This is a genomic window from Pseudomonas sp. A214 (genome assembly GCF_900156295.1).
Taxonomy (GTDB): Bacteria; Pseudomonadota; Gammaproteobacteria; order Pseudomonadales; family Pseudomonadaceae; genus Aquipseudomonas; species Aquipseudomonas rhizophila.
This window is the reverse complement of record NZ_LT707062.1, coordinates 5,398,942-5,425,938: the sequence shown is the minus strand read 5'-3', so window position 1 is coordinate 5,425,938 and position 26,997 is coordinate 5,398,942. Positions and strand designations below refer to the sequence as shown.

24 protein-coding genes are annotated in these 26,997 nt (G+C 60.9%); 19 read left to right on the top strand and 5 right to left on the bottom strand.

Annotated features, from left to right (window positions below; genetic code table 11):
- Nucleotides 1–9: 9 nt before the first annotated feature.
- From edd to BW979_RS24150, 11 genes are all read left to right on the top strand, one after another.
- Nucleotides 10–1,836: a phosphogluconate dehydratase gene (gene edd, locus BW979_RS24200; protein ID WP_047228367.1), complete on the top strand. Its 1,827-nt coding sequence runs from the start codon at nt 10–12 to the stop codon at nt 1,834–1,836.
- On the top strand, nt 1,833–2,792 hold the full coding sequence (locus tag BW979_RS24195; RefSeq protein WP_047228366.1) for a glucokinase: 960 nt from the start codon (nt 1,833–1,835) through the stop codon (nt 2,790–2,792). The genes edd and BW979_RS24195 overlap by 4 nt, the downstream gene beginning before the upstream one ends.
- Nucleotides 2,793–2,976: 184 nt before the next feature.
- Nucleotides 2,977–3,708, top strand: coding sequence for a response regulator (locus BW979_RS24190; RefSeq protein WP_047228365.1), 732 nt, complete (start codon nt 2,977–2,979; stop codon nt 3,706–3,708).
- Nucleotides 3,698–5,167, top strand: a complete 1,470-nt coding sequence (locus BW979_RS24185; protein WP_047228364.1) for an ATP-binding protein — start codon at nt 3,698–3,700, stop codon at nt 5,165–5,167. Before BW979_RS24190 ends, BW979_RS24185 begins: the two co-directional genes overlap by 11 nt.
- Nucleotides 5,168–5,411: 244 nt before the next feature.
- On the top strand, nt 5,412–6,671 hold the full coding sequence (locus BW979_RS24180) for a D-mannose isomerase (RefSeq protein ID WP_047228363.1): 1,260 nt from the start codon (nt 5,412–5,414) through the stop codon (nt 6,669–6,671).
- A 116-nt stretch (nt 6,672–6,787) separates the two neighbouring features.
- On the top strand, nt 6,788–8,089 hold the full coding sequence (locus tag BW979_RS24175; protein WP_047228362.1) for an ABC transporter substrate-binding protein: 1,302 nt from the start codon (nt 6,788–6,790) through the stop codon (nt 8,087–8,089).
- Nucleotides 8,090–8,269: 180 nt separating this feature from the next.
- Nucleotides 8,270–9,178, top strand: a complete 909-nt coding sequence (locus BW979_RS24170; RefSeq protein ID WP_047228361.1) for a carbohydrate ABC transporter permease — start codon at nt 8,270–8,272, stop codon at nt 9,176–9,178.
- Nucleotides 9,171–10,016, top strand: coding sequence for a carbohydrate ABC transporter permease (locus BW979_RS24165; protein ID WP_047228360.1), 846 nt, complete (start codon nt 9,171–9,173; stop codon nt 10,014–10,016). The genes BW979_RS24170 and BW979_RS24165 overlap by 8 nt, the downstream gene beginning before the upstream one ends.
- Before the next feature lie 2 nt (nt 10,017–10,018).
- A complete protein-coding gene (locus BW979_RS24160) occupies nt 10,019–11,179 on the top strand; it encodes an ABC transporter ATP-binding protein (protein ID WP_047228359.1) in 1,161 nt (386 codons plus the stop codon).
- 144 nt (nt 11,180–11,323) lie between these two features.
- Nucleotides 11,324–12,670 (top strand): carbohydrate porin, encoded by a 1,347-nt coding sequence (locus BW979_RS24155; protein ID WP_047228358.1) that lies wholly within the window; start codon nt 11,324–11,326, stop codon nt 12,668–12,670.
- 157 nt (nt 12,671–12,827) lie between these two features.
- Nucleotides 12,828–13,682, top strand: coding sequence for a D-hexose-6-phosphate mutarotase (locus BW979_RS24150; RefSeq protein ID WP_047228357.1), 855 nt, complete (start codon nt 12,828–12,830; stop codon nt 13,680–13,682).
- A 134-nt stretch (nt 13,683–13,816) separates the two neighbouring features.
- On the opposite strand, the gene BW979_RS24145 is transcribed toward BW979_RS24150, so the two are convergent.
- The gene (locus tag BW979_RS24145) at nt 13,817–14,677 is read right to left on the bottom strand and encodes a MurR/RpiR family transcriptional regulator (RefSeq protein WP_171061416.1); all 861 of its coding nucleotides are present in this window, start codon (nt 14,675–14,677) and stop codon (nt 13,817–13,819) included.
- Between the two features lie 196 nt (nt 14,678–14,873).
- Here BW979_RS24145 and zwf point away from each other — a divergent pair, with 196 nt between their 5' ends.
- Genes zwf through BW979_RS24130 form a run of 3 tightly spaced genes read left to right on the top strand, consistent with a single transcriptional unit; the run spans nt 14,874 to nt 17,726 of the window.
- Nucleotides 14,874–16,343, top strand: coding sequence for a glucose-6-phosphate dehydrogenase (gene zwf, locus BW979_RS24140; protein WP_047228356.1), 1,470 nt, complete (start codon nt 14,874–14,876; stop codon nt 16,341–16,343).
- On the top strand, nt 16,330–17,043 hold the full coding sequence (pgl, locus tag BW979_RS24135) for a 6-phosphogluconolactonase (RefSeq protein ID WP_076386050.1): 714 nt from the start codon (nt 16,330–16,332) through the stop codon (nt 17,041–17,043). Before zwf ends, pgl begins: the two co-directional genes overlap by 14 nt.
- A 17-nt stretch (nt 17,044–17,060) precedes the next feature.
- Nucleotides 17,061–17,726: a bifunctional 4-hydroxy-2-oxoglutarate aldolase/2-dehydro-3-deoxy-phosphogluconate aldolase gene (locus BW979_RS24130; protein ID WP_047228354.1), complete on the top strand. Its 666-nt coding sequence runs from the start codon at nt 17,061–17,063 to the stop codon at nt 17,724–17,726.
- 242 nt (nt 17,727–17,968) lie between these two features.
- Here BW979_RS24130 and BW979_RS24125 read toward each other — a convergent pair whose 3' ends face one another.
- Both BW979_RS24125 and BW979_RS24120 read right to left on the bottom strand, forming a co-directional pair.
- Nucleotides 17,969–19,156, bottom strand: a complete 1,188-nt coding sequence (locus BW979_RS24125; protein WP_076386048.1) for an aminotransferase class V-fold PLP-dependent enzyme — start codon at nt 19,154–19,156, stop codon at nt 17,969–17,971.
- A 12-nt stretch (nt 19,157–19,168) separates the two neighbouring features.
- Nucleotides 19,169–19,405, bottom strand: a complete 237-nt coding sequence (locus tag BW979_RS24120) for a DUF3820 family protein (RefSeq protein WP_047228352.1) — start codon at nt 19,403–19,405, stop codon at nt 19,169–19,171.
- Nucleotides 19,406–19,610: 205 nt separating this feature from the next.
- Between BW979_RS24120 and BW979_RS24115 the strand changes: the two genes are divergently transcribed.
- From BW979_RS24115 to BW979_RS24100, 4 genes are all read left to right on the top strand, one after another.
- Complete coding sequence (locus BW979_RS24115) at nt 19,611–20,075, top strand: ferritin-like domain-containing protein (RefSeq protein WP_047228351.1); 465 nt, start codon at nt 19,611–19,613, stop codon at nt 20,073–20,075.
- Nucleotides 20,076–20,234: 159 nt separating this feature from the next.
- Complete coding sequence (locus BW979_RS24110; RefSeq protein WP_076386046.1) at nt 20,235–22,235, top strand: FUSC family protein; 2,001 nt, start codon at nt 20,235–20,237, stop codon at nt 22,233–22,235.
- Entirely contained in the window at nt 22,222–22,428 is a 207-nt protein-coding gene (locus BW979_RS24105) for a DUF1656 domain-containing protein (RefSeq protein ID WP_047228349.1), read from the top strand. The genes BW979_RS24110 and BW979_RS24105 overlap by 14 nt, the downstream gene beginning before the upstream one ends.
- A gap of 10 nt (nt 22,429–22,438) precedes the next feature.
- Entirely contained in the window at nt 22,439–23,302 is an 864-nt protein-coding gene (locus BW979_RS24100) for an efflux RND transporter periplasmic adaptor subunit (RefSeq protein WP_076386044.1), read from the top strand.
- Between the two features lie 154 nt (nt 23,303–23,456).
- Here the strand turns inward: BW979_RS24100 and BW979_RS24095 are convergent, their stop codons facing one another.
- On the bottom strand, nt 23,457–23,927 hold the full coding sequence (locus tag BW979_RS24095; protein ID WP_003184579.1) for a MaoC family dehydratase: 471 nt from the start codon (nt 23,925–23,927) through the stop codon (nt 23,457–23,459).
- 40 nt (nt 23,928–23,967) lie between these two features.
- The gene (locus BW979_RS24090) at nt 23,968–24,912 is read right to left on the bottom strand and encodes an alpha/beta hydrolase (protein ID WP_076386042.1); all 945 of its coding nucleotides are present in this window, start codon (nt 24,910–24,912) and stop codon (nt 23,968–23,970) included.
- Between the two features lie 245 nt (nt 24,913–25,157).
- Between BW979_RS24090 and fadD2 the strand changes: the two genes are divergently transcribed.
- Nucleotides 25,158–26,846: a long-chain-fatty-acid--CoA ligase FadD2 gene (gene fadD2, locus BW979_RS24085; RefSeq protein ID WP_047228346.1), complete on the top strand. Its 1,689-nt coding sequence runs from the start codon at nt 25,158–25,160 to the stop codon at nt 26,844–26,846.
- The last annotated feature ends 151 nt before the right edge of the window (nt 26,847–26,997 follow it).

The following is a 26,997-nucleotide window of genomic DNA, read 5'->3' as shown; positions in this document are numbered from 1 at the left end:
GTTCTACACATGCATCCCCGCGTACTTGAGGTCACCGAACGGCTTATCGCCCGCAGCCGCGCCACGCGTCAGGCTTACCTTGCATTGATCCGCGGTGCAGCCAGCGACGGTCCGATGCGCGGTAAGTTGCAATGCGCCAACTTCGCCCACGGCGTGGCCGGTTGCGGCACCGAAGACAAGCATCACCTGCGGATGATGAACGCCGCCAACATCGCCATCGTGTCTTCCTACAACGACATGCTCTCGGCCCACCAGCCCTACGAAACCTTCCCGGAACAGATCAAGAAAGCCTTGCGCGAGATCGGCTCGGTCGGCCAGTTTGCCGGTGGCACGCCGGCCATGTGCGATGGCGTGACCCAAGGTGAGGCGGGGATGGAACTGAGCCTGCCGAGCCGCGAAGTGATCGCGCTGTCGACGGCGGTCGCGTTGTCCCACAACATGTTCGACGGCGCACTGATGCTCGGCATCTGCGACAAGATCGTGCCAGGCCTGATGATGGGCGCGTTGCGTTTCGGTCATTTGCCGACGATTTTCGTGCCAGGCGGGCCCATGGTCTCAGGCATTTCCAACAAGCAGAAAGCCGATGTGCGTCAGCGCTATGCCGAGGGCAAGGCCACCCGCGAAGAGCTGCTGGAGTCGGAGATGAAGTCCTACCACAGCCCCGGCACCTGCACCTTCTACGGCACGGCCAACACCAACCAGTTGTTGATGGAGGTAATGGGCCTGCACTTGCCGGGTGCCTCGTTCGTCAATCCGAACACGCCGTTGCGTGATGCGCTGACTCGCGAAGCGGCGTTCCAGGTCACGCGCCTGACCAAGCAGAGCGGCAACTTCATGCCCATCGGCGAAATCGTCGACGAGCGGTCGCTGGTCAATTCCGTTGTCGCGCTGCACGCCACCGGCGGTTCCACCAATCACACCTTGCACATGCCAGCCATTGCCATGGCCGCAGGCATCCAGCTGACCTGGCAGGACATGGCCGACCTCTCCGAGGTGGTGCCGACCCTGAGTCACGTCTATCCGAACGGCAAGGCCGACATCAACCACTTCCAGGCGGCGGGCGGCATGTCGTTCCTGATCCGCGAATTGTTGGAAGCCGGCTTGCTCCACGAAAACGTCAATACCGTGCTGGGTCACGGCCTGAGCCGCTACACCCAGGAACCGTTTCTTGAAGACGGCGAGCTGGTATGGCGCGAAGGCCCTATCGAAAGCCTCGATGAAAACATCCTGCGCCCGGTGGCCCGCGCGTTCTCGGCCGAGGGCGGGTTGCGGGTGATGGAAGGCAACCTGGGGCGCGGCGTGATGAAAGTCTCGGCGGTGGCCCTGGAAAACCAGGTCGTCGAAGCCCCGGCCATGGTCTTCCAGGATCAACAGGACCTGGCCGATGCGTTCAAGGCCGGCCTGCTGGAGAAAGATTTTGTCGCGGTGATGCGCTTCCAGGGCCCGCGCTCCAATGGCATGCCGGAGCTGCACAAGATGACACCGTTCCTCGGCGTATTGCAGGATCGCGGTTTCAAAGTGGCGTTGGTGACGGACGGACGCATGTCTGGCGCGTCGGGGAAAATTCCGGCGGCTATCCACGTCAGCCCCGAAGCCTACGTTGGCGGCGCATTGGCCCGCGTGCAGGAGGGCGATATCATCCGCGTCGATGGCGTCAAAGGCACCTTGGAGTTGAAGGTGGACGCCGAGGAATTCGCCGCACGCACACCGGCCAAGGGCTTGTTGGGCAACAACATTGGCACCGGTCGCGAGCTGTTTGGTTTCATGCGCATGGCCTTCAGCTCGGCAGAGCAGGGCGCCAGCGCCTTCACTTCTGCCCTGGAGACGCTTAATTGAAACTGGCTTTGGTCGGTGACATCGGTGGGACCAACGCCCGGTTCGCCTTGTGGAAGAACCACAACCTGGAAAATATCCAGGTGCTGGCGACCGCGGATTACGCCTGCCCCGAAGATGCCATCAAGGTTTACCTGAGCGGCGTAGGCCTGAAGCCGGGTTCGATCGGTTCGGTTTGCCTGTCCGTGGCGGGGCCGGTCAGCGGCGATGAGTTTCGCTTCACCAACAATCACTGGCGCCTGAGCAATCTGGCCTTTTGCAAGACCCTTGAGGTCGAGAAGCTGCTGCTGGTCAATGACTTTTCGGCCATGGCCCTGGGCATGACGTGCTTGCGTCCCGATGAATACCGGGTTGTCTGCGAGGGCACGCCGGAGCCGTTGCGTCCGGCGGTGGTGATCGGTCCTGGCACCGGGCTGGGTGTGGGCACGTTGCTGGATTTGGGCGGCGGTCGTTTTGCGGCATTGCCGGGGGAGGGTGGCCATGTCGACCTGCCCATGAGCAGCCCGCGGGAAACCCAGCTGTGGCAGCACATCTACAACGAGATCGGTCATGTCAGTGCCGAAACCGCCCTGAGCGGCAGCGGGTTACCTCGGGTGTACCGCGCCATCTGCGCGGTGGATGGCCATACGCCGGTGCTCGACACGCCCGAATCCATCACCGCCGCCGGCCTGGCCGGAGACCCCATTGCCCTGGAAGTACTCGAGCAATTCTGCCGCTGGCTGGGGCGGGTGGCCGGTAACAATGTGCTGACGGTGGGTGGGCGTGGCGGTGTATACATCGTCGGCGGGGTGGTCCCGCGATTCGCTGATTTTTTCCTTGAAAGCGGTTTCGCCCGTTGCTTCGCCGACAAGGGCTGCATGAGCGATTATTTCAAGGGCATTCCAGTCTGGCTGGTGACGGCGCCGTATTCCGGGCTGATGGGCGCGGGTGTGGCGTTGGAGCAGTCGAACCCGGTTTAAAGTTGAAGTGTGGCCTCCCCCTGTGGGAGCGAGCCTGCTCGCGATAGCGGTGTATCAGCCAACATTCGTGGCGACTGAAACACTGCTATCGCGAGCAGGCTCGCTCCCACAAGGTTTTGCAGTGTTTGTAGATTCCGTCCTTCAGGCATAATCCGCCCAACCCAAACAACAAGGACGAGGCCCCGTGAGTTCAGTGAACAAATCGATTTTGTTGGTCGACGACGACCAGGAGATTCGCGAACTGCTGGACACTTACCTCAGTCGCGCGGGTTTTCAGGTACGTACTACCCCTGATGGCGCCGGGTTTCGCCAGGCACTTAACGAAGCAGCCAGCGATCTGGTGATCCTCGACGTGATGTTGCCTGACGAGGACGGCTTCAGCCTTTGCCGCTGGGTTCGTCAGCACCCGCGCCAGGCCCACGTACCAATCATCATGCTCACGGCCAGTTCCGACGAGGCCGACCGGGTTATCGGCCTTGAGCTGGGGGCCGATGATTATCTGGGCAAACCTTTCAGTCCGCGTGAACTCCAGGCGCGCATCAAGGCGCTGTTGCGTCGTGCGCAGTTTGGCCAGGAACGCTCCGGCGGCGAAGTGTTGGCCTTCGACGAGTGGCGGCTGGACATGGTCAGCCATCGACTGTTCCACACCGACGGCGAAGAAGTGATCCTCTCCGGCGCCGATTTCGCCTTGCTCAAGCTGTTTCTTGACCATCCCCAGGAAATCCTCGACCGCGACACCATTGGCAACGCCACTCGCGGTCGGGAGTTGATGCCCCTGGACCGAATCGTCGACATGGCGGTCAGTCGTCTGCGCCAGCGCCTGCGTGACACCGACAAGCCACCACGGTTGATCCGCACGGTGCGCGGCAGTGGTTATCAACTGGCGGCCAGTGTGATTGCCAGCAATGGTCATTGATTGGATCAAGAAAATAGCCCGCCGGGTGCCGGTGCCGCGTTCGTTGCTTGGAAGAATGCTGCTGCTGACCCTGCTGGTGGTGCTGTTCGCCCAGACCTTGTCCAGCCTGATCTGGGTCTCGCAACTGCGCGCCACCCAACTCGAAGGCCTGGTCACCAGCGCCCGTAGCCTGGCCCATTCGATGACCGCCAGTGTCAGCTATCTGCGCTCGTTGCCGGTGGCTTACCGGCCATTGGTGCTGGATCAATTGCGCAGCATGGGCGGCACGCGGTTTGTCGTCACGCTCAACGACAAACCCCTGGGCATGGACGTGCTGCCGGTTACGCCGCGCAAGTTGGCGGTGCTCAAGGCGGTGGACGACGTACTGCGAAAATCCCTGGGCAACAGCGCCGACATCTCGGTGAAGTTTGTCAGTCCCGAAGACCTGCGGATTTTCAACGGCGGCCTGAAGCTTGATGAATTGCCGCGCTCCTGGGCCCACTACGCCTTGACCCTGGAACCGGTGAACCCGCCGGTGCTGGTCACGCAAATCCAGATGGCGCCGGGCGAATGGCTGTACATCGCTTCGCTGCTCCCAGAACCCTACACCAGTCTTGAAGAGCAGAGCCTGCCGACGCAGCAGGTCGGTTTCATCGTGCTGACCAGCAGCCTGTTGTTGCTGTTCATCGGTTTGCTGGTGCATTGGCAGAGCCGGCCCCTCAAACGCCTGGCCCGCGCGGCACGCGACATGTCCCTGGGCGCCGAAGTGGAACCGGTAGCTGAAGGCGGCGGCAGCGAAGTGGTGGAAGTGGGCAGGGCATTCAATGCCATGCGTGAACGCATCAGCCGTTACCTGACCGAACGCAGCCAATTGTTCAGCGCGATTTCCCATGACTTGCGCACGCCGATCACGCGGCTGCGCTTGCGGGTCGAACTGTTGGAGGACGAAAACCTGCAGGCCAAGTTCGGCCGCGACCTGGACGAGCTGGAGTTATTGGTCAAAGGTGCGTTGCAATGCGTCAAGGACACCGACATTCACGAAAACATCGAGCCGGTGGACCTCAACCATGTGCTCGATTGCCTGGTCGAGCCGTACCTGGCGCCCAATGGCAATGGTCGGGTGACCCAGGATGGCCGCGCGTTGGCGCCGTATCCTGGCAAGCCGCTGGCCCTCAAGCGCTGCATCGGTAACCTGATCGACAATGCGCTGAAGTACGGGCAAAACGCCCATTTGCACATCGATGACGATGACACCGCGTTCATCCTGCACGTCGACGACGAGGGGCCAGGTGTGCCGGAGCAACGTCTGGAGCAAGTCTTCGAACCGCACTTTCGCCTGGCCGGGCAGCAGCAGGGCTATGGCCTGGGCCTGGGCATCGCCCGCAACATCGCCCATAGCCATGGCGGCGAAGTCAGCCTGCAGAACCTGCGCGAGGGTGGGTTGCGGGTGACGTTGCAGTTGCCTCGCAGTGTGGATTAGCCGGACCGCGTTCTCGTTGATCGCGAGCAGGCTCGCTCCCACAGGGCTCGGTGGTGACCACAAAAATTGTTTATTCCCTGGCGCCAATGTGGGAGCGAGCCTGCTCGCGATGACGCCGTCAGCTTCAGCACATCGCTCAAGTGAATGTCACAAGTCGGTGACATAACTCGCCCCTTTCGTTACCTGCCGCCCGCCATCCCTTGTTTAGACTCCCTGCGTCAAAACAACAAAAAAAGGTACTCCCATGGACACCTTCCAACCGGCCTTCAGCAGTTGGCTGAATGCGCCTGCCCACCAGCAATGGCTTGCCGCCGAAGGCTTGCGTCTGCTGGCGTTCGCCAAGGCCTCGAAGCTGCCGGACGGCTTTGGCAACCTGGACGAGCAGGGTCGCCTGCCGGACGATGCCCGGGCTGAAACCATGAACACCGCACGCATGACCCATAGCTTCGCCATGGCCCATATCCAGGGGCTGCCGGGGTTCTCCGAGCTGGTGGACCACGGTGTCCAGGCCCTCAGCGGCCCTCTGCGGGACGCCGAGCACGGCGGCTGGTTCGCCACGGCGCAACCCCATGAGAACGACACCGGCAAGGCCGCCTACCTGCACGCATTTGTCGCCTTGGCGGCCAGTTCCGCGGTGGTGGCCCAACGTCCTGGCGCCCAGGCGTTGCTGGATGAAGCCGTGCGGGTGATCGATGCGCACTTCTGGAGCGAAGAGGAGGGCGCCCTGCGCGAGTCCTTCAACCGCGACTGGAGCGACGAAGAAGCCTATCGCGGCGCCAACAGCAACATGCACGCCACCGAAGCCTTCCTGGCCCTGGCCGATGCCACGGACGAGCCTCGCTGGCTGGTCCGTGCGCTGCGTATCGTTGAGCGGGTAATCCACGGCCACGCCGCCGCCAATGACTACCTGGTGGTGGAACACTTCGATCGTCACTGGCAGCCGCTTCGCGAGTACAACCACGACAACCCCGCCGACGGTTTTCGCCCTTACGGCACCACGCCCGGCCATGGTTTCGAATGGGCGCGGCTGCTGTTGCACCTTGAGGCTGCACGGGTGCAGATTGGCATGTTGACCCCGGGCTGGCTGGCCCAGGATGCGCAGAAACTTTTTGACCAGAACTGCCGCCACGGTTGGGAGGTCGACGGCGCCCCAGGCCTTGTCTACACCCTGGACTGGGACAATCGCGCGGTAGTTCGCCATCGCCTGCATTGGGTGCATGCCGAAGCAGCGGCCGCCGCCAGTGCCTTGCTCAAACGCACCGACGAGGCGCAATACGAAGCCTGGTACCGGCGGTTCTGGGAGTTCTGTGACAAACATTTCATCGACCGTTGCAATGGCAGCTGGCACCACGAGCTCGATCCGCAAAACCGCCCCAGCGCCGACATCTGGCCGGGCAAGCCGGACCTGTATCACGCCTGGCAGGCCGTGCTGATCCCGCGTTTGCCCCTCGCCCCCAGCATGGCGACGGCGTTGGCGAAACTCTCCAGTCCCACACCTGTGTAACCATACCGTGACATTTACGCGTCCCTTCGTTACCTGCGAAGGGATTTCTCCTGTTTAGAATCCATGCAGCGCAAGCACCAGACTTGCATGCATAACAACAAGAAAGGTACTTCTAGATGAATGCGATTTCTCGCCTCGCTACTGTCATTTCTCTTGCTTCCCTGCTTCCCGTCGCAGCATTCCCTGTCAGCGCCCTTGCCGCCGAATCCAAAGGCAGCGTGGAAGTCGTTCACTGGTGGACGTCCGGTGGCGAAAAAGCCGCGGTCGATGTGCTCAAGGCCCAGGTAGAGAAAGACGGCTTTACCTGGAAGGATGGCGCTGTTGCCGGTGGTGGCGGCTCAACTGCCATGACCGTGCTCAAGAGTCGTGCCGTGGCCGGTAACCCACCGGGTGTGGCCCAGATCAAAGGCCCGGACATCCAGGAGTGGGCGTCTACCGGACTGCTCGACACCGACGTCCTGAAAGACGTTGCCAAAGAAGAGAAGTGGGACAGCCTGCTCGACAAGAAAGTCTCCGATACCGTGAAGTACGAAGGTGACTACGTTGCCGTGCCGGTGAACATCCACCGCGTCAACTGGCTGTGGATCAACCCGGAAGTCTTCAAGAAAGCCGGCATCACCAAAAACCCCACCACCCTCGAAGAATTCTACGCCGCCGGCGACAAGCTCAAGGCAGCAGGCTTCATTGCGCTGGCCCACGGCGGCCAGCCTTGGCAGGACAGCACGGTGTTCGAAGCCGTGGTGCTCTCGGTCATGGGCGTCGATGGCTACAAGAAAGCCCTGGTCGATCTGGACAACAAGGCCCTGACCGGTCCGGACATGGTCAAGGCGTTGACCGAGCTCAAGAAAGTCGCGACCTACATGGACGTGGACGGCAAGGGGCAGGACTGGAACCTGGAAGCGGCCAAGGTCATCAACGGCAAGGCCGGCATGCAGATCATGGGTGACTGGGCCAAGAGCGAATGGACCGCTGCGAAGAAAGTCGCCGGCAAGGACTACGAGTGCGTAGCTTTCCCGGGGACCGACAAGGCCTTCACCTACAACATCGACTCCCTGGCGGTGTTCAAGCAGAAAGACGAAGGCACCGCGGCCGGTCAGAAGGACATCGCCAAGGTCGTGCTGGGTGAGAACTTCCAGAAAGTCTTCAGCATCAACAAGGGTTCGATCCCGGTGCGCAACGACATGCTGGCCGACATGGCCAAGTACGGTTTCGATTCCTGCGCCCAGACCGCTGCCAAGGACTTCCTGGCGGACGCCAAGTCCGGCGGCCTGCAGCCGAGCATGGCGCACAACATGGCGACCACGTTGGCAGTACAGGGCGCGTTCTTTGACGTGGTGACCAACTTCATCAACGACCCGAAAGCCGACCCAGCCGACGCCGCCAAGAAACTTGGCGCAGCGGTCCAGTCTGCCAAGTAACCGTTAGCACCGCGACCCCCTGTGGGAGCGAGCCTGTGGGAGCAAAGCTTGCTCGCGATGAACGATAACGCGGTCATTCGAAAGACCGTAGCGCTTTCATCGCGAGCAAGCTCAGCTCCCACACAAGCCCGCTCCCACAAGGGATGCGAGTAGTCTTTTTCTCAAGTACTGGATCTTCCCATGAGTTCTGTTGCTGTGTTCAGCAAGGCCTCGCCGTTCGATGCATTGCAGCGCTGGCTCCCAAAACTGGTGCTGGCGCCGAGCATGTTCATCGTTCTGGTGGGCTTCTACGGTTATATCTTGTGGACGTTTGTTCTGTCGTTCACCACCTCGACCTTTCTGCCGAACTACAAGTGGGCGGGCCTGGCGCAATACGCGCGGCTGTGGGACAACGACCGCTGGTGGGTGGCGAGCAAGAACCTGGCGCTCTTTGGCGGCATGTTCATCGGCATCACCCTGGTGATCGGCGTGCTGCTGGCGGTGTTTCTTGACCAGCGCATTCGTCGTGAAGGTTTCATCCGCACCATTTACCTGTACCCGATGGCGCTCTCGATGATCGTCACCGGTACGGCCTGGAAGTGGTTGCTCAACCCGGGCATGGGCCTGGACAAATTGTTGCGTGACTGGGGCTGGGAAGGTTTTCGCCTGGACTGGCTGATCGACCCGGACCGTGTGGTGTATTGCCTGGTGATCGCCGCAGTGTGGCAGGCCTCGGGTTTCATCATGGCGATGTTCCTGGCCGGCCTGCGTGGGGTGGATCAATCGATCATCCGGGCTGCGCAGATCGATGGCGCGAGCATGCCGCGCATCTACTGGAAAGTGGTGCTGCCGAGCCTGCGTCCGGTGTTCTTCAGCGCCGTAATGATCCTGGCGCACATCGCGATCAAGAGCTTTGACCTGGTGGCGGCGATGACAGCCGGCGGCCCGGGTTACTCCTCTGACCTGCCTGCCATGTTCATGTACTCCTTCACATTCAGTCGCGGCCAGATGGGCATGGGCTCGGCCAGTGCGATTCTGATGCTCGGTGCGATTCTCGCAATCATCGTGCCTTACCTGTACTCCGAGCTGAGGACCAAGCGTCATGACTAGTCTCGCTGCCAAACCTTCCATCAGCCTGAGTCGCATCGCGATCTACGCGGTACTGATCCTTGCCGTATTGCTTTACCTGGTGCCGCTGGTAGTCATGCTGTTGACCAGCTTCAAGACCCCGGAAGACATCAGCACCGGCAACCTGCTGAGCTGGCCGACCGTGGTCACCGGCATCGGCTGGGTCAAGGCCTGGGCCACGGTTGACGGGTATTTCTGGAACTCGATCAAGATCACCGTCCCGGCGGTGCTGATCTCCACCGCGATCGGTGCATTGAACGGCTACGTGTTGTCGATGTGGCGCTTTCGCGGTTCGCAGTTGTTCTTCGGCCTGTTGTTGTTCGGGTGCTTCCTGCCGTTCCAGACCGTCCTGCTGCCGGCTTCGTTCACGCTCGGCAAGATGGGCCTGGCCAGTACCACCACGGGGCTGGTGTTCATACATGTGGTCTACGGCCTGGCGTTCACCACGCTGTTTTTCCGTAACTACTACGTGAGCATTCCCGATGCGCTGGTGAAAGCGGCGCGACTGGACGGTGCGGGTTTCTTCACCATCTTCCGGCGGATCATCCTGCCGATGTCCACCCCGATCATCATGGTCTGCCTGATCTGGCAGTTCACCCAGATCTGGAACGACTTCCTGTTCGGCGTGGTGTTCTCCAGCGGCGATTCGCAGCCCATCACGGTGGCGCTGAACAACTTGGTCAACACCAGTACCGGGGCCAAGGAATACAACGTTGATATGGCGGCGGCGATGATCGCCGGGCTGCCGACCCTGCTGGTCTATGTGGTGGCAGGCAAGTATTTCGTGCGCGGTCTGACGGCCGGCGCAGTCAAGGGGTAATCATGGCAACGCTCGAACTTCGCAATGTAAACAAGACCTATGGTGCCGGCCTGCCGGACACCCTGAAGAACATCGAGTTGTCGATCAAGGACGGTGAGTTCCTGATCCTCGTCGGCCCTTCGGGCTGCGGCAAGTCGACGCTGATGAACTGCATCGCCGGCCTTGAAACCATTACCGGCGGCGCGATCATGATCGGTGACCAGGATGTCAGCGGCATGAGTCCGAAGGATCGCGACATCGCCATGGTGTTCCAGTCCTACGCGCTGTACCCGACCATGAGCGTGCGGGAGAACATCGAGTTCGGTCTGAAGATTCGCAAGATGAGCCAGCCGGCCATCGACGAAGAAGTCACCCGCGTGGCCAAGCTGTTGCAGATCGAACACCTGCTCAACCGCAAGCCCGGCCAGCTTTCCGGCGGCCAGCAACAGCGCGTGGCCATGGGCCGGGCGCTGGCGCGGCGGCCGAAGATCTACCTGTTCGACGAACCGCTGTCCAACCTCGACGCCAAGCTGCGGGTCGAGATGCGTACCGAAATGAAACTGATGCACCAGCGCCTGAAGACCACCACGGTCTACGTCACCCACGACCAGATCGAAGCCATGACCCTGGGCGACAAAGTGGCGGTGATGAAGGACGGCATCATCCAGCAGTTCGGCACGCCGAAAGACATCTACACCAACCCGGCCAACCTGTTCGTGGCGAGCTTCATCGGTTCGCCACCGATGAACTTCATCCCCCTGCGCCTGCAACGCAAGGACGGCCGTCTGCTGGCCTTGCTCGACAGCGGCCAGGCTCGTTGCGAGCTGCCGATGGGCATGCAGGATGCGGGTCTGGAAGACCGTGAAGTGATCCTCGGCCTGCGCCCGGAACAGATCATGCTGGCGGGCAACGAGCCCAATGGTTTGCCGACCATTCGCGCCGAAGTCCAGGTCACCGAACCCACCGGACCGGACACGCTGGTGTTCGTCAACCTGAACGACACCAAGGTCTGCTGCCGCCTGGCGCCGGACGTGGCGCCGCAGGTGGGGGAGACCCTGACGCTGCAATTCGATCCTTCGAAAGTGCTGCTGTTCGACGCCAAGTCCGGCGAACGCCTGGGCGTGGCCGGCCAAGTGCAGACAGATGCCCGGACCGCAAACGTAGCGCAGTTCAAAGGCCGATGAAGAACAAATGGGGGAGGGGGCTTTGCTCCCAAACAAGCTCTCTCCCACCAGGGAGTATGCGGTGAGTGGGGGACCATTCGCCGCAATCGTTGTAAACCGCGTTAGATAAAAACAGTTAATAACAATAAAGACGAGGATGTAGGGATGAAGAAGAACAACAACGCCCGGCGTGTCTGCCAATTGTCCGCTGTTGCGGCGATGATGCTGGCCGGTAGTGCGCACGCGGCCGAGGCTTTCAGCGCCGATTCGCAGTGGATGACGGGCGACTGGGGTGGCGAGCGGACCAGGCTGATCGAGCAAGGTATCGATATCAAGGCTGATTTCGTCGGTGAGATGGGGGCCAATCTCGACGGCGGTTACAACGATGACAAGACTGCGCGTTGGTCCCAGCAGTTTGGCTTGGGTGTAGCCCTCGACCTGGAGAAACTGGCAGGTTGGGGTGATACCACGGCCAAGATTCAATTCACTCGCCGTGACGGTCGCAACATCTCCAACGACCGTATCGGTGATCCACGTGCCGGCACCCTCAGCTCTTCCCAGGAAGTCTGGGGCCGTGGGCAAACCACCCGTCTGACGCAGTTGTGGATCAAGCAGCAGTATTTCGACAGTAAGCTGGATGTCAAAGCCGGTTATTACGGGGTCGGTGAAGATTTCAACAGTTTCCCGTGCGAGTTCCAGAACCTGGCGTTCTGCGGTTCGCAAGCGGGTAACTGGGCAACCGGCATCTGGTACAACTGGCCGATCATGCAGGCGGCGATTCGCGTCAAGTACAACCTCACGCCCGAACTCTATGCGCAGATCGGTGCTTACAACCAGAACCCTTCGCAGCTGGAAAACGGAAACCGCTACAAGCTCAGCGGCAGTGGCACCAAGGGCACGCTCATTCCGGTCGAGTTGGTCTGGTCGCCCAAGCTCAATGGCCTGCCAGGCGAATACCGTGTCGGTTACTACAAAAGTACGGCCAAGGCTGACGACGTGCGCGAAGACGACAATGGCCAGGATGCCGCGACAACCGGTAACGCCTACCGCAGCCACAGCAGCAAGGATGGCTACTGGTTCGTGGTGCAGCAACAGCTCACCACCCACAACGGTGATGCATCGCGCGGTCTGAACATTGCGGCCAACGCCACCTTCCATGACAAGGAAACCAACGTCGTCGACAACTACCAGTCGCTGATGTTCGTGTACAAGGGGCCGTTCAATGCGCGTCCTAAAGATGACGTCGGGATTGGTTTTTCCCGCATCCATGTCAACGAAGATGTGAAGAAAAACGCCGAGCTGGTCAACGCGGCCAATGGTGTCAGCGACTACGACGATCCGTTGTTCTCGCCGTTGCGTGGCACCGAATACAACTACGAAATCAACTACGGTTTCCACGTGACCAACTGGCTGACCGTACGCCCTAACCTGCAATACATCACTCATCCGGGTGGTGTGAATGAAGTCGACGACGCGCTGGTCGCCGGTCTGAAAATTCAGTCGGTGTTCTAACGCTGTTGCGATAAGCTCCTCTCTATGTGCGCATATTTGCGGATGGCCAAGGCTGTCCGCTTTTTTTTGTGAGGCCTACAGGCCTGCGGGGATAAATCCCCTCGCCACAAAAAGCTGTCGCATCAATCCAGTTCAATGATTTCCAGGACCGCAGCTCATGCATGAGCATCCGCTACAACGCTTTTTCAGATCCTTGCGCGAGCGCCCGGTGTTTGCGTGGGAGCGCTATCAGCAACGTGATGTGTTGGTGATCGATCATCCTCTGTGCCAGGCGGTGTTCAGTCGCCAGGGCGCGCAGCTGTTGCACTTTCAGCCGCGGGGTCAGAAACCCTGGTTGTGGTGTGCGGCCAAGTGGCCACAAGTCGGTGCGATCCGCGGCGGGGTGCCGGTGTGCTGGCCGTGGTATGGCCGTCATCCCAGCGAAAATGCCTGGCCGTCCCATGGCTGGGCACGGTTGATCGACTGGAAACTGCTCGACAGCCGCAGCGATGAAGACGGTGTGCACCTGCACTGGCAGCTCCAGTTGTGCGACTGGCAGGTCGATCTGTACGCCGATCTGGGCGAACGCATGGAATTACGCTTGAGCACCGAGCATCAAGACAGCCTGCCGTGTCAATTGAGCCAGGCTCTGCACGCCTATTGGCGTATTGGTGACGTGGGTGAGATAGCGCTGTCTGGGCTTGAAGGCGCGCTGGGCTACGACCAGTTGAACCGTGCAGCCTGCCAGCAGGAAGGCGATTTGCGGGTCGAGGGCGGTTGTCAGCGGGTGTTCCAGCACGAGGGTGAACTGCAGCTTAAAGACCACGCCTGGCAGCGTGAGCTGTGCATCGACACCGGCGCCAGCGCCGATACCGTGGTGTGGCATCCCGGTGCCCGGCCTTTGCTGGGGGTGAGTTGGGATGAGGTGTCGGAGTTCGTCTGCGTCGAAGCGGCCAGCGGTGGCACTGACAGCCTGTGCCTGGCGCCGGGGGAGCGGGCGCATTTGAGTTTGCAGGCGCGGGTGGGGGCTTGATCAAGGGGGGCAGCTGTTGGCCCCATCGCGAGCAGGCTCGCTCCCACAATGGATCTGCGGTCAATGAAGATCCACTGTGGGAGCGAGCCTGCTCGCGATGACGGCCTGTCAGGCGCTCAATTACCCAAGCCAGTTCAGTTGAACTCATCCCCCACCGGATACCGGCTGGCATTGAGGCTTTCCTTGATCTTGCGCAGATGCGGCTGGAAGTCCACACCGCGGCGCAAGGTCATGCCGGTGGCGAGCACGTCCAGCACAGTGAGCTGGATGATCCGCGAGGTCATCGGCATGTAGATGTCGGTGTCTTCGGGCAGCGGGATGTTCAGGCTCAGGGTGCTGGCCTTGGCCAGGGGCGAGCCTTCGGCGGTCAGCCCCAGTACCGACGCGCCGTTCTCCCGGGCGATGCGTGCGACTTCCACCAGCTCGCGGGTACGGCCGGTGTAGGAAATGATCACGAACAGCTCGCCCGTGTGGGCCACTGACGCGATCATCCGCTGCATCAGCACATCGGCGTGGGCGGTCACCGCCAGGTTGAAGCGGAAGAACTTGTGCTGGGCATCCAGCGCCACCGGTGCCGAGGCACCGAGGCCGAAGAAGTGAATCTGCCGGGCCTGGATCAGCAGGTCCACGGCACGACTGATCAAATTGGGATCAAGGGCCTGGCAGGCGCTGTCCAATGAGGCAATGGCACTGCCAAAGATTTTCCGGGTGTAGGCTTCCGGGTTGTCATCGGCCTCCACTGCGCGACTGACGTAAGCGGCGCCGCTGGCCAGGCTTTGGGCCAGTTGCAGCTTGAGTTCCGGGTAGCCGCTGACGCCGAATGAGCGGCAGAAGCGGTTGACGGTGGGTTCGCTGACCGAAGCGGCCTGGGCGAGGGCGGCGATGCTGAAGCGGGTGGCCTGCTGTGGGTTGAGCAGGATCACTTCGGCCACTTTGCGTTCTGCCTTGTTCAGGTCTTCAAGGCGACTCTGGATCTGTTCCAGTAAATTTCGCACGCGGTCCATACAAGATTCCTAGAAAGACGGGTCTTTGATACGACCCTTTGCGGTGGCCTATCCTACTGATGGCTCCGGTGTACCACCACTCGGAATCGGTATTTTCGAAAAATGTTGTGGTTATTACTACATTTTTCCTTGAGTGATGCCTTGAAAAAAGGTATTTGTAGCTTAACTTGATAAAAGAACAAACATCATGCATTCGATTACGGTTGAACCGTGCACCTTCGCCTTGTTCGGCGCGTTGGGCGACCTGGCCTTGCGCAAGCTGTTTCCTGCCCTTTATCAGCTCGATGGCGCGGACCTGTTGCACGAGGACACGCGGATCATTGCCCTGGCCCGGGAGCCGGGTAGCGAACAGCAACACCTGGCGTTCATCGCCGCGGAGTTGCGCCGTTACGTGGGCGACAAGGATCTGAACGAGACCGTGGTTGAGCGCTTCCTGGGGCGCCTGACTTATCTGCACGTGGATTTCCTCAAGGCCGAGGACTATGTCGCCCTGGCCGAGCAGGCCGGTTCAGCCCAGCAAGTCATTGCCTATTTTGCCACCCCAGCGGCGGTGTATGGAGCGATCTGCGAGAACCTGGCGAAGGTCGGCTTGTGCGAAAACACCCGCGTCGTGCTGGAAAAACCCATCGGCTCGGACCTGGAATCGTCGCGCAAGGTCAACGACGCCGTGGCGCAGTTCTTCCCGGAAAACCGCACCTACCGTATCGACCACTACCTGGGTAAAGAGACGGTCCAGAACCTGATCGCCCTGCGGTTCGCCAACAGCCTGTTCGAAACCCAGTGGAACCAGAATTACATTTCCCATGTGGAAATCACCGTCGCCGAGAAGGTCGGCATCGAAGGCCGGTGGGGCTATTTCGACAAAGCCGGCCAACTGCGCGACATGATCCAGAATCACCTGTTGCAGTTGCTCTGCCTGATTGCCATGGACCCGCCGGCCGACCTGTCCGCCGACAGCATCCGTGACGAGAAGGTCAAAGTGCTCAAGGCCCTGGCCCCCATCAGCCCGGAAGGCCTGACCACTCAGGTGGTGCGCGGCCAGTACATCGCCGGCCACAGCGAGGGCAAGTCGGTGCCGGGTTACCTGGAAGAGCCCAACTCCAACACCCAGAGCGATACCGAAACCTTCGTGGCCCTGCGCGCCGACATTCGCAACTGGCGCTGGGCCGGGGTTCCGTTTTACCTGCGCACCGGCAAGCGTATGCCGCAGAAACTGTCGCAGATCGTCATTCACTTCAAGGAACCGTCCCACTACATCTTCGCCCCCGAGCAGCGCTTGCAGATCAGCAACAAACTGATCATCCGCCTGCAGCCGGACGAAGGGATTTCCTTGCGAGTGATGACCAAGGAGCAAGGCCTGGACAAGGGCATGCAATTGCGCAGCGGTCCGTTGCAACTCAACTTTTCCGACACCTATCGCAGCGCGCGGATTCCCGATGCCTACGAGCGGTTGTTGCTGGAAGTCATGAACGGCAATCAGAACCTGTTTGTCCGTAAAGATGAAATTGAAGCCGCGTGGACGTGGTGTGACCAGTTGATTGCCGGATGGAAGAAATCCGGCGATGCGCCCAAGCCGTATGCGGCCGGGTCCTGGGGGCCAATGAGCTCCATTGCACTGATCACGCGGGACGGGAGGTCATGGTATGGCGATATCTGAAGTGAAACTACCGCAGGGCGTCAGCGCCCACGAATTCAAAACCCCGGTGCTGCTGGCCGAGGGCTTGGCGTTGAAGGTGGCCGAGCAATTACGCGAGGCCATCGAGGCGCGCGGCACGGCGACCCTGGTGGTCTCCGGTGGTCGCAGCCCCGTGGCGTTTTTCCAGAGCCTGGCCAAACAGGCGCTGGACTGGTCGAACGTGGTGGTGAGCCTGGCCGACGAGCGTTGGGTGCCGGTTGAGCACGCTGACAGCAACGCCGGTCTGCTCAAGCGTTACCTGCTCCAAGGTGCGGCAGCCAAGGCCCAGTTCCTGAGCCTCTACAGCGCCAGCGCCGATCTGGAAGCCGCAGCCGAGCAGGCCGATCGTTTGCTGGCCGAGCTGCCGCCCATCGACGTACTGATATTGGGCATGGGCGATGACGGGCACACCGCCTCGCTGTTCCCCGACAGTCCGAACCTGGCTCAAGCCTTGGATGCCAATGGTGCTCGCCGCTGCTGGCCGATGCTGGCGCCCACCGTGCCGCACCAGCGCCTGACCATGAGTCGCGCTTTGCTAGCCTCGGCGAAACACAAAGTGCTGTCGATTTCCGGTCAGTCGAAATTGACCACCCTGAACGCTGCGGTGGCCGGTGACAATGTCGCCGAAATGCCGATCCGCGCGTTTTTGCAACCTACGTTAGAGATTTACTGGTGCCCATGAACCAAGGATCAGCCGCTATGACAAACCCATCCCCGACCGTTTCCATGGCGGACAAAGTTACCCTGATCGACAGCCTCTGCGCCAAGGCGCGGATTCTGCCGGTGATCACCATCGCCCGTGAGCAGGACATCCTGCCGCTGGCCGATGCCCTGGCCGCCGGCGGCCTGACGGCGCTGGAAGTGACCTTGCGCTCCCAATACGGCCTTAAGGCCATCCAGGTGCTGCGCGAGCAACGTCCGGAACTGGTGACCGGGGCCGGTACGGTGCTGGACCGCCATATGCTGGCCGCTGCCGAGGCTGCCGGTTCGCAGTTCATCGTCACCCCAGGCATCACCCGTGATCTGCTGGAAGCCAGCGTCGACAGCCCGATCCCGTTGCTGCCGGGCATCAGCAACGCCTCCGGCATCATGGAAGGCTACGGCCTGGGTTATCGCCGCTTCAAACTGTTCCCGGCGGAAGTCAGCGGCGGTGTCGCGGCCATCAAGGCCCTGGGCGGCCCGTTCGGCGAAGTGAAATTCTGCCCGACCGGCGGCGTAAGCCCGGCCAATATCAAGAGCTACATGGCGTTGAAAAACGTGATGTGCGTGGGCGGTAGCTGGATGCTTGATCCCGAGTGGATCAAGAACGGCGACTGGGCCCGCATCCAGGAGTGCACCGCCGAGGCGCTGGCGCTGCTGGACTGATTGTCTTACCGAACCTTCGTTGGGTGTTCTACGGTTTTACGGTGCGCTTGGTCGGCGCGCCGTTTTTTTTTGCCTGGGTTTTATCGTACCGCGCTGGATGAACGCTGGATTTGTGGCGAGGGAATTATCCCCGCTGGGGCGCGCAGCGGCCCCGAAACCTGACATCTCGGTGCGTCAGATAGGTTAAGTCCTCCTTGCTGGACTGCTGCGCAGCCCTGCGGGGATAAATCCCCTCGCCACAACTACATTCGGCTCAGGTTAATCAGCGCCGTAGTCAACCGCTCGATATCCTTCGCCAAGGTGATCAACCCTGGAGTAATGCGAATACACGGCCCGACACTGGTGTTGCGCACCACGGTGAAGATCCCGTAGTCATTGAGCAGTCGATCGGCCATCGCCTGTTGATCGGGCTGGGCGGTGAAGCGCATCGACGTGATGCCACAGTACAGGCGCGGATCGTCCGGCGTCATGATTTCGATCCCCGGTACATCACGCACGGCGTTCACCCACAGGTCGCGCAGATAACTGAGCCGCACGCCCTTGGCCGATGCGCCACCCAATGAACGGTGCTCCTCCAGGACCAAGGGCAGGGTGAGCAAAACCGGGATATTGGGCGTGCTGTGGGGCGTTCGCGAGCGCACGTCTGCGGCTGGATAATGATCTTCGTCCATGTCCGGGTCGATGTCGGCCAGCCGTTGCGGTGCGATGTATAAAAAGCCCAGGGCCAGCGGCCCGCCGATCCACTTCTGCAGGTTGAACCCGGCGAATTCGATACCGAGCTTCTTCAGATCGAAATCGATTTGGCCCAGGGCGTGGGCACCGTCGAGAATGATATCGACGCCAAACTCACGGGCGGTTTCGGCAATGGCCTGGACCGGCATCACCAGCCCAGTGAGGTGGTTGACGTAGGTCAGCGCCATCAGCTTGAGACGCGGGTAACGAATGAACGCTTGGCGATAAGTGCCCACCAGGCTTTCGAAACTGGCGGGGTGCGGGTGGACGAGTTCAATCACCTCTACGCCACGCTGCCGGGCCAGCCAGCGCATTGCGCTTTTGACCGACGCGTATTCCAGATCACAGATCAGCACCTGATCGCCAGGCATGAGACCGTTGTAGTTGCGAATCAGCGTTTGCAGGGCGTCTCCGGCACTGTTGGCCAGCGCTACGCTAGCGGGGGACGCGTGGATCAGTTGCGCCACTTGCTGGCGAATCGCTTCGCCATGGTCCCGGTCGAAATGCTGGCGCACGTACACCGAGTTACCGCGATTGACGAACTCAATATTGCGTTGGTACTCCTCGACCACGGTCCGGGACATGCGGCCGAAGTAGCCGTTTTCCAGATTGAGCGGCCCATTGGGGTCGACATCGTAGCGACCCACAAAAGTTTCCCAGAAAGCTTCATCGTGGGCGCGCAGGGTGTTCTCGGGCATGGCGTGGCTCAATCAATGTTGGGGCTTGGGTTTGCCGTGTTTGGCACGCAGGGGGTCAAGCAGATCCGACAGACCGTTGTGGTCGATCTCCTGCATCAGCGCCAGCAAACCGCCCAGTTCCCCGTGAGGAAAACCCTCGCGAGCGAACCAGTTCAGGTACTGCCCGGGCAGGTCGGCCAGGATTCGGCCTTTGTATTTGCCGAAGGGCATCTGGCGTGTCACCAGCAGTTCGAGCTTTTCCGGGTTCATGGCAGGGGTCTTAATTCAGTCAGCCTGGAAAATACAGGCATTCTGCATGCAGGCCAAATGACAGATCATGCAAAGAACACGGATACAGTTATCGAGCGATTGATTAACTTATTGATTTTTAATGTTTTTATTTGTGATTGCGGCTGGCACGACCGATGCAATATTCCTTGTAGGTTTTTTATTCACCAAGCAAAGGAATTGAAAAATGACCGACATCAACAAAGAATCCATCTCCGTCCTGAACGACCTGATCGAGACCAGCAAAGATGGTCAGGAAGGTTTCAAGACTTGCGCTGAAGACATCAAGCATCCACAACTCAAGGATTTGTTCGTCCAGCGCGCCGCAGACTGCGCTGCCGCCGCGGCTGAGCTGCAAGCTGCCGTACGGGCCCTGGGTGGCGATCCGGAAACTTCCACCAGCGTTGCCGGTGATATGCATCGCCGTTGGGTGGACGTGAAATCCATGTTCACTGGCAAGGACGAAGAAGCAGTGCTCAACGAAGCCGAGCGCGGTGAAGACCATGCCCTTAAGGCTTACAAAGAAGCCATGGAGAAAATCAGCAAGCACAACCTGGTTGGTATTCGCGATCTGGTTGAGCGTCAGTACCATGGCGTGCAGCGCAACCATGACCAGGTAAAAGCCCTGCGTAACCAGGCGCGCGCCAGCTAAACACGCGCGCTGTACAAAAAACGCCAGCCTGTCTGGCGTTTTTTTATGCCGATCATGTAACGGTGGCTCTGGACTCAAATAGATAGCCAGCTAATAATTGCACCCTCCATCACCCTTTATTGCATCTATCGTTACTGCGTCCCCAGAAGAGTTTTTCGCGTGCCCATTACTTTCCAGGCCCTGTTCGCTCCCGACCGCCTCGCTGTGCAATTCGCCATCAAGACCGTGCTTGGTGGCGGCTTGGCGCTTTGGCTGGCCTTGCGCTGGGGCCTGGAGCAGCCTTCATGGGCGCTGATGACCGCGATCATCGTGGCGCAACCGCTGTCCGGGATGGTGGTGCAGAAAGGCTTGGCGCGATTGGTCGGCACGCTGGTGGGCACCGTCATGTCGGTGGTGTTCATGGGGCTGTTTGCTCAGGCACCCTGGTTGTTCCTACTGGCGCTGGCCGTGTGGCTGGGCTTGTGCACGGCTTGCTCCACACTGCTGCGCAGCGCCTGGTCCTATTCGTTCGTGCTGGCCGGTTACACAGTGGCAATCATTGCCTTGCCGGCCATTTCCCATCCGCTGGGGGTGTTCGATCAGGCCGTGGCGCGCTGTACGGAGATCAGTCTGGGCATTGTCTGCGCCACGGCGGCCAGCGCGTTGCTCTGGCCGTTGCGGGTCGAGCGGCAATTGGCCGATCAGGCCCGTGTCGCCTGGCAGAGCGGCATGCAGGCGGCCCGTGCCACCCTGACGGGCGACGCCCAGGCCCGTAAAGGACTGCTGGAAATCCTCGGCAAGATCGTCGCCGTGGACGCCCAGCGTGAACACGCCTGGTTCGAAGGCAGCCTGGGTCGGCAACGGGCTCGGGCCATCAGCGCTCTGAGCCAGAAACTGTTGATGCTGCTGCGCATCTCCCGCTCGGTTCGGCGGCAATGGAAACAACTCGATCCTGAGGAAGCCGAGGCCCTCAAGCCGTGGATGAGCGAGGTGCAACAAGCCCTCGACGCCGACAGCGCGACCCTGCAAGCCTTGCGACCACGGGTGCTGGATGCATCCCACGATCCACTGATCAGCCCGGCGCAAAGTTATTGCCTGGCCCGCTTCGCCTTGTTGCTCGATACCGCCCTGGCTGCCTGCGCAGCCTTGAAGGCGGTGCAAGAGGGCAGGGAGGCGGTGGATCCGCCTCGCACCCTGGCGCCCCATCGTGACCTGCCCCTGGCCATGGTCTTTGGTGCGCGTAGCGCCCTGGCGTTTCTGGCGGTCGCCTGTTTCTGGCTGGCGACTGCCTGGCCCGCCGCCTCAGGCGCGCTGGTGCTCACCTGCGTGGTGTGCAGTCTGTTCGCCAGTCGCGAAAACGGCGCGCAGATCGGCATGAGTTTTCTTCGGGGAATTCTGTTGGCGGTGCCGACGGCGTTTGTCATCGGTGAGATTTTGCTGCCGCAGTGGAGCAGTTTTGCGATGTTGTGCATGGCCATGGGCGTGCCGCTGTTCCTGGGAGCGCTGGGTATGGCCAAGCCGCAGATTTTCGCCACGGCCACCTCGTTCTGTCTGCATTTCGTGGTGCTGATATCGCCGCTCAACGCCATGAAATATGACGTGGCGGCGTTCTTCAACAATGCTCAAGCGATGATGATCGGTGTGGGTGCGGCGGTGTTGGCCTTCAACCTGCTGATTCTGCGCGATCCGGCCTGGCATAGCCGGCGCCTGCTGGCCGCCACGCTGGATGATCTGGTGCGGTTGACGCGCCGTAGCCTGCGGGGCGCCGAGAGCTGGTTCGGCGGACGCATGGCTGATCGGCTGTTGCAACTGGCGCGGCATTATCCCGAACTGCCGGTGCCGGCGCGTAGCCGTTGGGATGACGGATTGCTTGGCCTGGACATGGGTGACGAGTTGCTGCACCTGCGTTTGAGTCTGGCCGTCGCCCAAATGCCCGACAACCGGGCCCAGCGCCGTTACTTCGATGCGCTGGAGCAGGTGCTTGAGCGCGGTCCGGCAGTTGATCAGGCCGAAGCACTCGGCCCGGCGAGCGACGAGTTCCTGAAGGTGTTGTCGACGCAACCGCCCGGCGATGCGCTGAAACTGGCCCAGGGCGCGGTGGTGCAATTGCAGAACAGCTGGCGCGCCTGGTGCCGTCAGCACGAACCTGAACAACGGGAGCACAGCCATGGGCTTGCGTGAGTGGTCGATAGGCGGGGTTTTGCTCAGCCCGTTCTTGATTTATGTGGTGCTGGCCTTGCTGGTGACCGGTGGGCTTCGCCTGTTGCTCAGCCTCGTGCCGGCCGGGCGCTGGATCTGGCATGAAGCCTTGTTCGACTGCGCCCTGTATGTCTGTGTCCTGACTGTTATTACCGTGGTCCTCGGACCGCTATAAGGAGTTGAACATGCGTACTTCCGTACGTGTTGCCGTCACGCTGAGCGTGGTGGCCGTGGCGATCTTCGCCGGGTTTCATCTGTGGCAGTACTACATGCTCACGCCCTGGACCCGGGATGCGCGGATTCGCGCCGACGTGGTGGTGATCGCCCCCGACGTGTCGGGTTGGGTGCGCGAGCTCAAGGCGGTGGACAACCAGCAGGTCAAGGCCGGCGATTTATTGCTGAGCATCGACCGCGAACGTTTCGAGGCCGCGCTGGAGAAAGCCCGGGCGGTGGTCCAGACCCGGCAGCAGCAACTGAGTTTGCGTGAACACGAAGCCAGTCGACGCGCCGCTCTGGGGCCCCAGGCTATCAGCGCCGAGTTGCGGGAAAACGCCCAGATCAACGCCGGCATCGCCCGGGGCGAACTGCGCGAGGCCCAGGCCGAGGCCAAGGTCGCCGAACTCAACCTGGCCCGCAGCCAGGTCCTGGCCCCACGGGGCGGCCATATCACCAACCTGCGCCTGGCCGAGGGCAACTACGTGAATGCCGGGCAACCGGTCATGGCGCTGATCGACGATTCAACGTTTTATGTGCAGGCCTATTTCGAAGAAACCAAACTGCCCAGGATCCGCGTGGGCGATCCGGTCAAGGTCTGGTTGATGAGCGCCGGTCATGCCCTGCAAGGCCACGTCGAAAGCATCAGCCGCGGCATTACCGACCGCAATACCAATCCCGATGCGCAGTTGCTGGCGGAGGTCGAGCCGACCTTCAATTGGGTGCGCCTGGCCCAGCGGATTCCGGTGCGGATCAAGCTGGACAAGGTGCCTGAAGGGGTAAACCTGAGCGCGGGGATGACGGCGAGCGTGCAGGTGCGTGAAGACTTGCAATAACTTTGTGGCGAGGGGATTTATCCCCGCTGGGGCGCGAAGCGGCCCCAATATCTCAAGACCTCTGAGGTGTGTCTGCCCGAGCGCAGGGGGCTGCTTCGCAGCCCAGCGGGGATAAATCCCCTCGCCACAGGTCATTCACTTTAGATAGTGGCAATCAGCCGACAGTAATCGCCGGCAGCGTCGGCAAGGTCACGGTCTGCTGCTTGCGTGGCGCGAGGATTTCCGCTTCGCCGTCCACCACCAGCTCATCGCGCTGATTGAACACGCGAGTGGCAATGCGTACGCGAAATTTCGGCAGTTTCTCAAGGATCTCCAAGCGCACGGTCAGGGTGTCGCCAATCTTCACCGGCTTCTGGAAGCTCATCTGCTGGCCGATATAGATGGTGCCCGGCCCAGGCAGCTCGCAGGCCACCGCCGCGCTGATCAGTGCACCGCTGAACATGCCATGGGCGATGCGCTCCTTGAACATGCTCGCCGCAGCGAATTCGGCATCCAGGTGCACCGGGTTGTGATCGCCCGACATGGCGGCGAACAGCTGGATGTCGCGCTCTTCGACGGTCTTGCTGTAGCTGGCGGTCTGACCGACTTCGAGGGCTTCGTAGGGGATGTTGGTAACCTGGGTCATCTATCAAATCCTGTGACGAGTAAAGGAAAACGCTGCAAACCTATTCGCTGCGTGGCGGTCGCTTGTGACTCAGGGCCTGGGCAATCCAGGCCAGCACGTCGGCCGTCACTTCATCGCGGTTGGTTTCATTGAACAGTTCGTGCCGGGCTTGCGGGTAAATCGTCAATTGCAAGTGCTGGCTGCCGGCGCCGCGCAGGGCGTCGGCCAGATCCTTGAGACGTTTGCCTTCACTCACCGGATCACATTCACCGCCGATCACCAGCAGGGGCAGGCCCGGATCGATCTGGGCGAGATTGGACGCTTTGCTGATCTGCTGCAACCCGCCGAGCAGGTCGACCCACAACTGATTGGTGCAACGAAAGCCGCACAGCGGGTCGAGGCGGTACTTGTCGACCTCGGCCGGGTCGCGGCTGAGCCAGTCGAAGGGGGTACGCGTGGGTTTGAATTTCTTATTGAAACTGCCGAAGGACAGCCACTCGATCAGGGCGCTGCGGCCCTTTGGGCCCTGGCGCTTGCGCTCGAAACAGGCGATCAGGCGCGCGGCACGATAGAGCGCCACGGGCTGGAAATTCGAGCCGCTGAGAATCGCCCCGTGCAGACTGGCGCTGTGATGTAACAGGTAACCCTGGGCGATGTAGCTGCCCATGCTGTGACCCAGCAACACGATGGGAACATCGGGGTGTTGCTGGCCGATGTGTTGATTGAGGCTGGCCAGGTCGCCGACCACCTTGGCCCAGCCATCCTCGTCGGCAAAATGGCCGAGCGTCGCTGCTTCGCCGGTTTTGCCATGGCCGCGCAGGTCCGGCGCGTAGACACCGTAGCCTGCATCGCACAGCGCCCGGGCCAGACGCGCGTAGCGGCCGCTGTGTTCGGCCATGCCGTGGGCCAGCATGATCACCGCTTCAGGGGCGGTTTCAGGCAGCCACTGATTGACGAACAGGCGGGTGTGGTCGGTGGCGGTGAGCATGAACGTTTGGTGGATCATGGTCATTCCTTTACTCACGGGCATACACAAGGGCAAACACAGCGTCGCTGCATTGTATAGCGCATCCGTTGCGTCTCGCCTGATCAAGTCACGTTACGTTAGTCGTGGCAGGTAGATTCACACAATCTATGAAGCAGGTTGCCATATTTGCCTGATTGGCCATAGCTGCTAGTGTCCCAAGAGCACCGCCTGTGCAAGAGCCACAGAAGCGGCCCGGACACGTTCAGGTAAAGAGGATAAAAACAATGCAGCCTGATTTCTGGAATGACAAACGCCCGGCCGGCGTGCCCCTGGACATTGACGTGGGGGCCTACAAATCGGTGATCGAGGTGTTCGAGCGTTCCTGCAAGAAATTCGCCGACCGTCCGGCGTTCAGCAACATGGGGGTTACCCTGACCTATGCCGAACTCGAGCGCTACAGCGCTGCCTTCGCCGGTTACCTGCAAGCCCATACCGACCTGGCGCCTGGCGATCGTATCGCGGTGCAGATGCCCAATGTCCTGCAATACCCCATCGCCGTGTTCGGTGCCTTGCGCGCCGGGCTGATCGTGGTCAACACCAACCCGTTGTACACCCCGCGGGAAATGCGCCACCAGTTCAAGGACTCCGGCGCCCGGGCACTGGTGTACATGAACCTGTTCGGACAGAAAGTCCAGGAGGTGCTGCCTGACACCGATCTGCAGTATCTCATCGAGGCGAAGATGGGCGACCTGATGCCCACTGCCAAGGGCTGGCTGGTCAATACGCTGGTGAGCAAGGTCAAGAAGATGGTCCCTGACTATTCGCTGCCCCAGGCCGTTTCCTTCAAGAGCACGTTGCGCCTGGGGCGGGGCCATGGCATCAAACCGCTGAAAGTCAGCCTCGAGGACATCGCGGTGCTGCAATACACCGGCGGCACCACCGGCCTTGCCAAGGGGGCGATGCTGACCCATGGCAACCTGGTAGCGAACATGCAGCAGGCCCGGGCATGCCTGGGCCAGTTCGGCGACGACGGCCAACCGTTGCTGCGCGAAGGCCAGGAGGTGATGATCGCGCCGCTGCCGCTGTACCACATCTATGCCTTCACGGCGAATTGCATGTGCATGATGGTCACCGGTAACCACAACGTGCTGATCACCAACCCGCGGGACATCGGTGGCTTTATCAAGGAGCTGAAGAACTGGCGTTTTTCGGCGCTGCTGGGGCTCAACACGCTGTTCGTGGCGTTGATGGACCATCCGGATTTCAAGACCCTGGATTTCTCCAGCCTCAAGCTCACCAACTCCGGTGGCACTGCGCTGGTCAAGGCCACGGCCGAGCGTTGGGAACAGCTCACCGGCTGCCGTATCACCGAAGGCTATGGCCTGACCGAAACCTCGCCGGTGGCCTGCACCAACCCCTACGGCACCAAGTCCCGGCTGGGCACGGTGGGGCTGCCGGTGCCGGGCACGCTCATGAAAGTGGTCAGCGACGACGGCGCCGAACAGCCACTGGGCGAGCGCGGTGAGTTGTGCATCAAGGGCCCGCAAATCATGAAAGGCTACTGGAACAAACCCGAAGCCACCGCCGAGGTGCTGGACAGCGAAGGCTGGTTCAAATCCGGTGACATCGCGGTGATCGACCCGGACGGTTTCGTGCGCATCGTCGATCGCAAGAAAGACATGATCATCGTCTCGGGTTTCAACGTATACCCCAACGAAATCGAAGACGTGGTAATGGCCCATCCGAAAGTTGCCAACTGCGCGGTGATCGGTGTGCCGGACGAACGTTCGGGGGAGGCGGTGAAACTGTTCGTGGTGCCACGCGAAACGGGCGTCAGCCTTGAGGAGCTCAAGGCTTACTGCAAGGAGAACTTCACCGGCTACAAGATACCCAAGCACATCGTGCTGCGAGAGTCGTTGCCGATGACGCCAGTGGGCAAGATATTGCGGCGGGAGTTGCGGGATATCGCCTGATGCCGGCCATCCTTTGGAATAAACCCTGTGGGAGCGAGCCTGCTCGCGATGGCGGTGTATCAGTGACAGAGATGTCGACTGAGGCGCCGCCATCGCGAGCAGGCTCGCTCCCACGGTTTTTATGTATTCGCAGTGATTAACCAGCGCTTAG

Excerpts from the sequence above, each read along its gene's own strand:
- BW979_RS24170 (WP_047228361.1), top strand. The coding sequence starts at position 8,270 with ATGAGTTCTGTTGCTGTGTTCAGCAAGGCCTCGCCGTTCGATGCATTG.
- fadD2 (WP_047228346.1), top strand. The coding sequence starts at position 25,158 with ATGCAGCCTGATTTCTGGAATGACAAACGCCCGGCCGGCGTGCCCCTG.
- BW979_RS24185 (WP_047228364.1), top strand. The coding sequence starts at position 3,698 with ATGGTCATTGATTGGATCAAGAAAATAGCCCGCCGGGTGCCGGTGCCG.
- BW979_RS24125 (WP_076386048.1), bottom strand. The coding sequence starts at position 19,156 with ATGCCCGAGAACACCCTGCGCGCCCACGATGAAGCTTTCTGGGAAACT.
- edd (WP_047228367.1), top strand. The coding sequence starts at position 10 with ATGCATCCCCGCGTACTTGAGGTCACCGAACGGCTTATCGCCCGCAGC.
- BW979_RS24095 (WP_003184579.1), bottom strand. The coding sequence starts at position 23,927 with ATGACCCAGGTTACCAACATCCCCTACGAAGCCCTCGAAGTCGGTCAG.
- BW979_RS24115 (WP_047228351.1), top strand. The coding sequence starts at position 19,611 with ATGACCGACATCAACAAAGAATCCATCTCCGTCCTGAACGACCTGATC.
- pgl (WP_076386050.1), top strand. The coding sequence starts at position 16,330 with ATGGCGATATCTGAAGTGAAACTACCGCAGGGCGTCAGCGCCCACGAA.
- zwf (WP_047228356.1), top strand. The coding sequence starts at position 14,874 with ATGCATTCGATTACGGTTGAACCGTGCACCTTCGCCTTGTTCGGCGCG.
- BW979_RS24180 (WP_047228363.1), top strand. The coding sequence starts at position 5,412 with ATGGACACCTTCCAACCGGCCTTCAGCAGTTGGCTGAATGCGCCTGCC.
- BW979_RS24130 (WP_047228354.1), top strand. The coding sequence starts at position 17,061 with ATGACAAACCCATCCCCGACCGTTTCCATGGCGGACAAAGTTACCCTG.
- BW979_RS24155 (WP_047228358.1), top strand. The coding sequence starts at position 11,324 with ATGAAGAAGAACAACAACGCCCGGCGTGTCTGCCAATTGTCCGCTGTT.
- BW979_RS24105 (WP_047228349.1), top strand. The coding sequence starts at position 22,222 with ATGGGCTTGCGTGAGTGGTCGATAGGCGGGGTTTTGCTCAGCCCGTTC.
- BW979_RS24175 (WP_047228362.1), top strand. The coding sequence starts at position 6,788 with ATGAATGCGATTTCTCGCCTCGCTACTGTCATTTCTCTTGCTTCCCTG.
- BW979_RS24160 (WP_047228359.1), top strand. The coding sequence starts at position 10,019 with ATGGCAACGCTCGAACTTCGCAATGTAAACAAGACCTATGGTGCCGGC.
- BW979_RS24165 (WP_047228360.1), top strand. The coding sequence starts at position 9,171 with ATGACTAGTCTCGCTGCCAAACCTTCCATCAGCCTGAGTCGCATCGCG.
- BW979_RS24150 (WP_047228357.1), top strand. The coding sequence starts at position 12,828 with ATGCATGAGCATCCGCTACAACGCTTTTTCAGATCCTTGCGCGAGCGC.
- BW979_RS24120 (WP_047228352.1), bottom strand. The coding sequence starts at position 19,405 with ATGAACCCGGAAAAGCTCGAACTGCTGGTGACACGCCAGATGCCCTTC.
- BW979_RS24100 (WP_076386044.1), top strand. The coding sequence starts at position 22,439 with ATGCGTACTTCCGTACGTGTTGCCGTCACGCTGAGCGTGGTGGCCGTG.
- BW979_RS24090 (WP_076386042.1), bottom strand. The coding sequence starts at position 24,912 with ATGATCCACCAAACGTTCATGCTCACCGCCACCGACCACACCCGCCTG.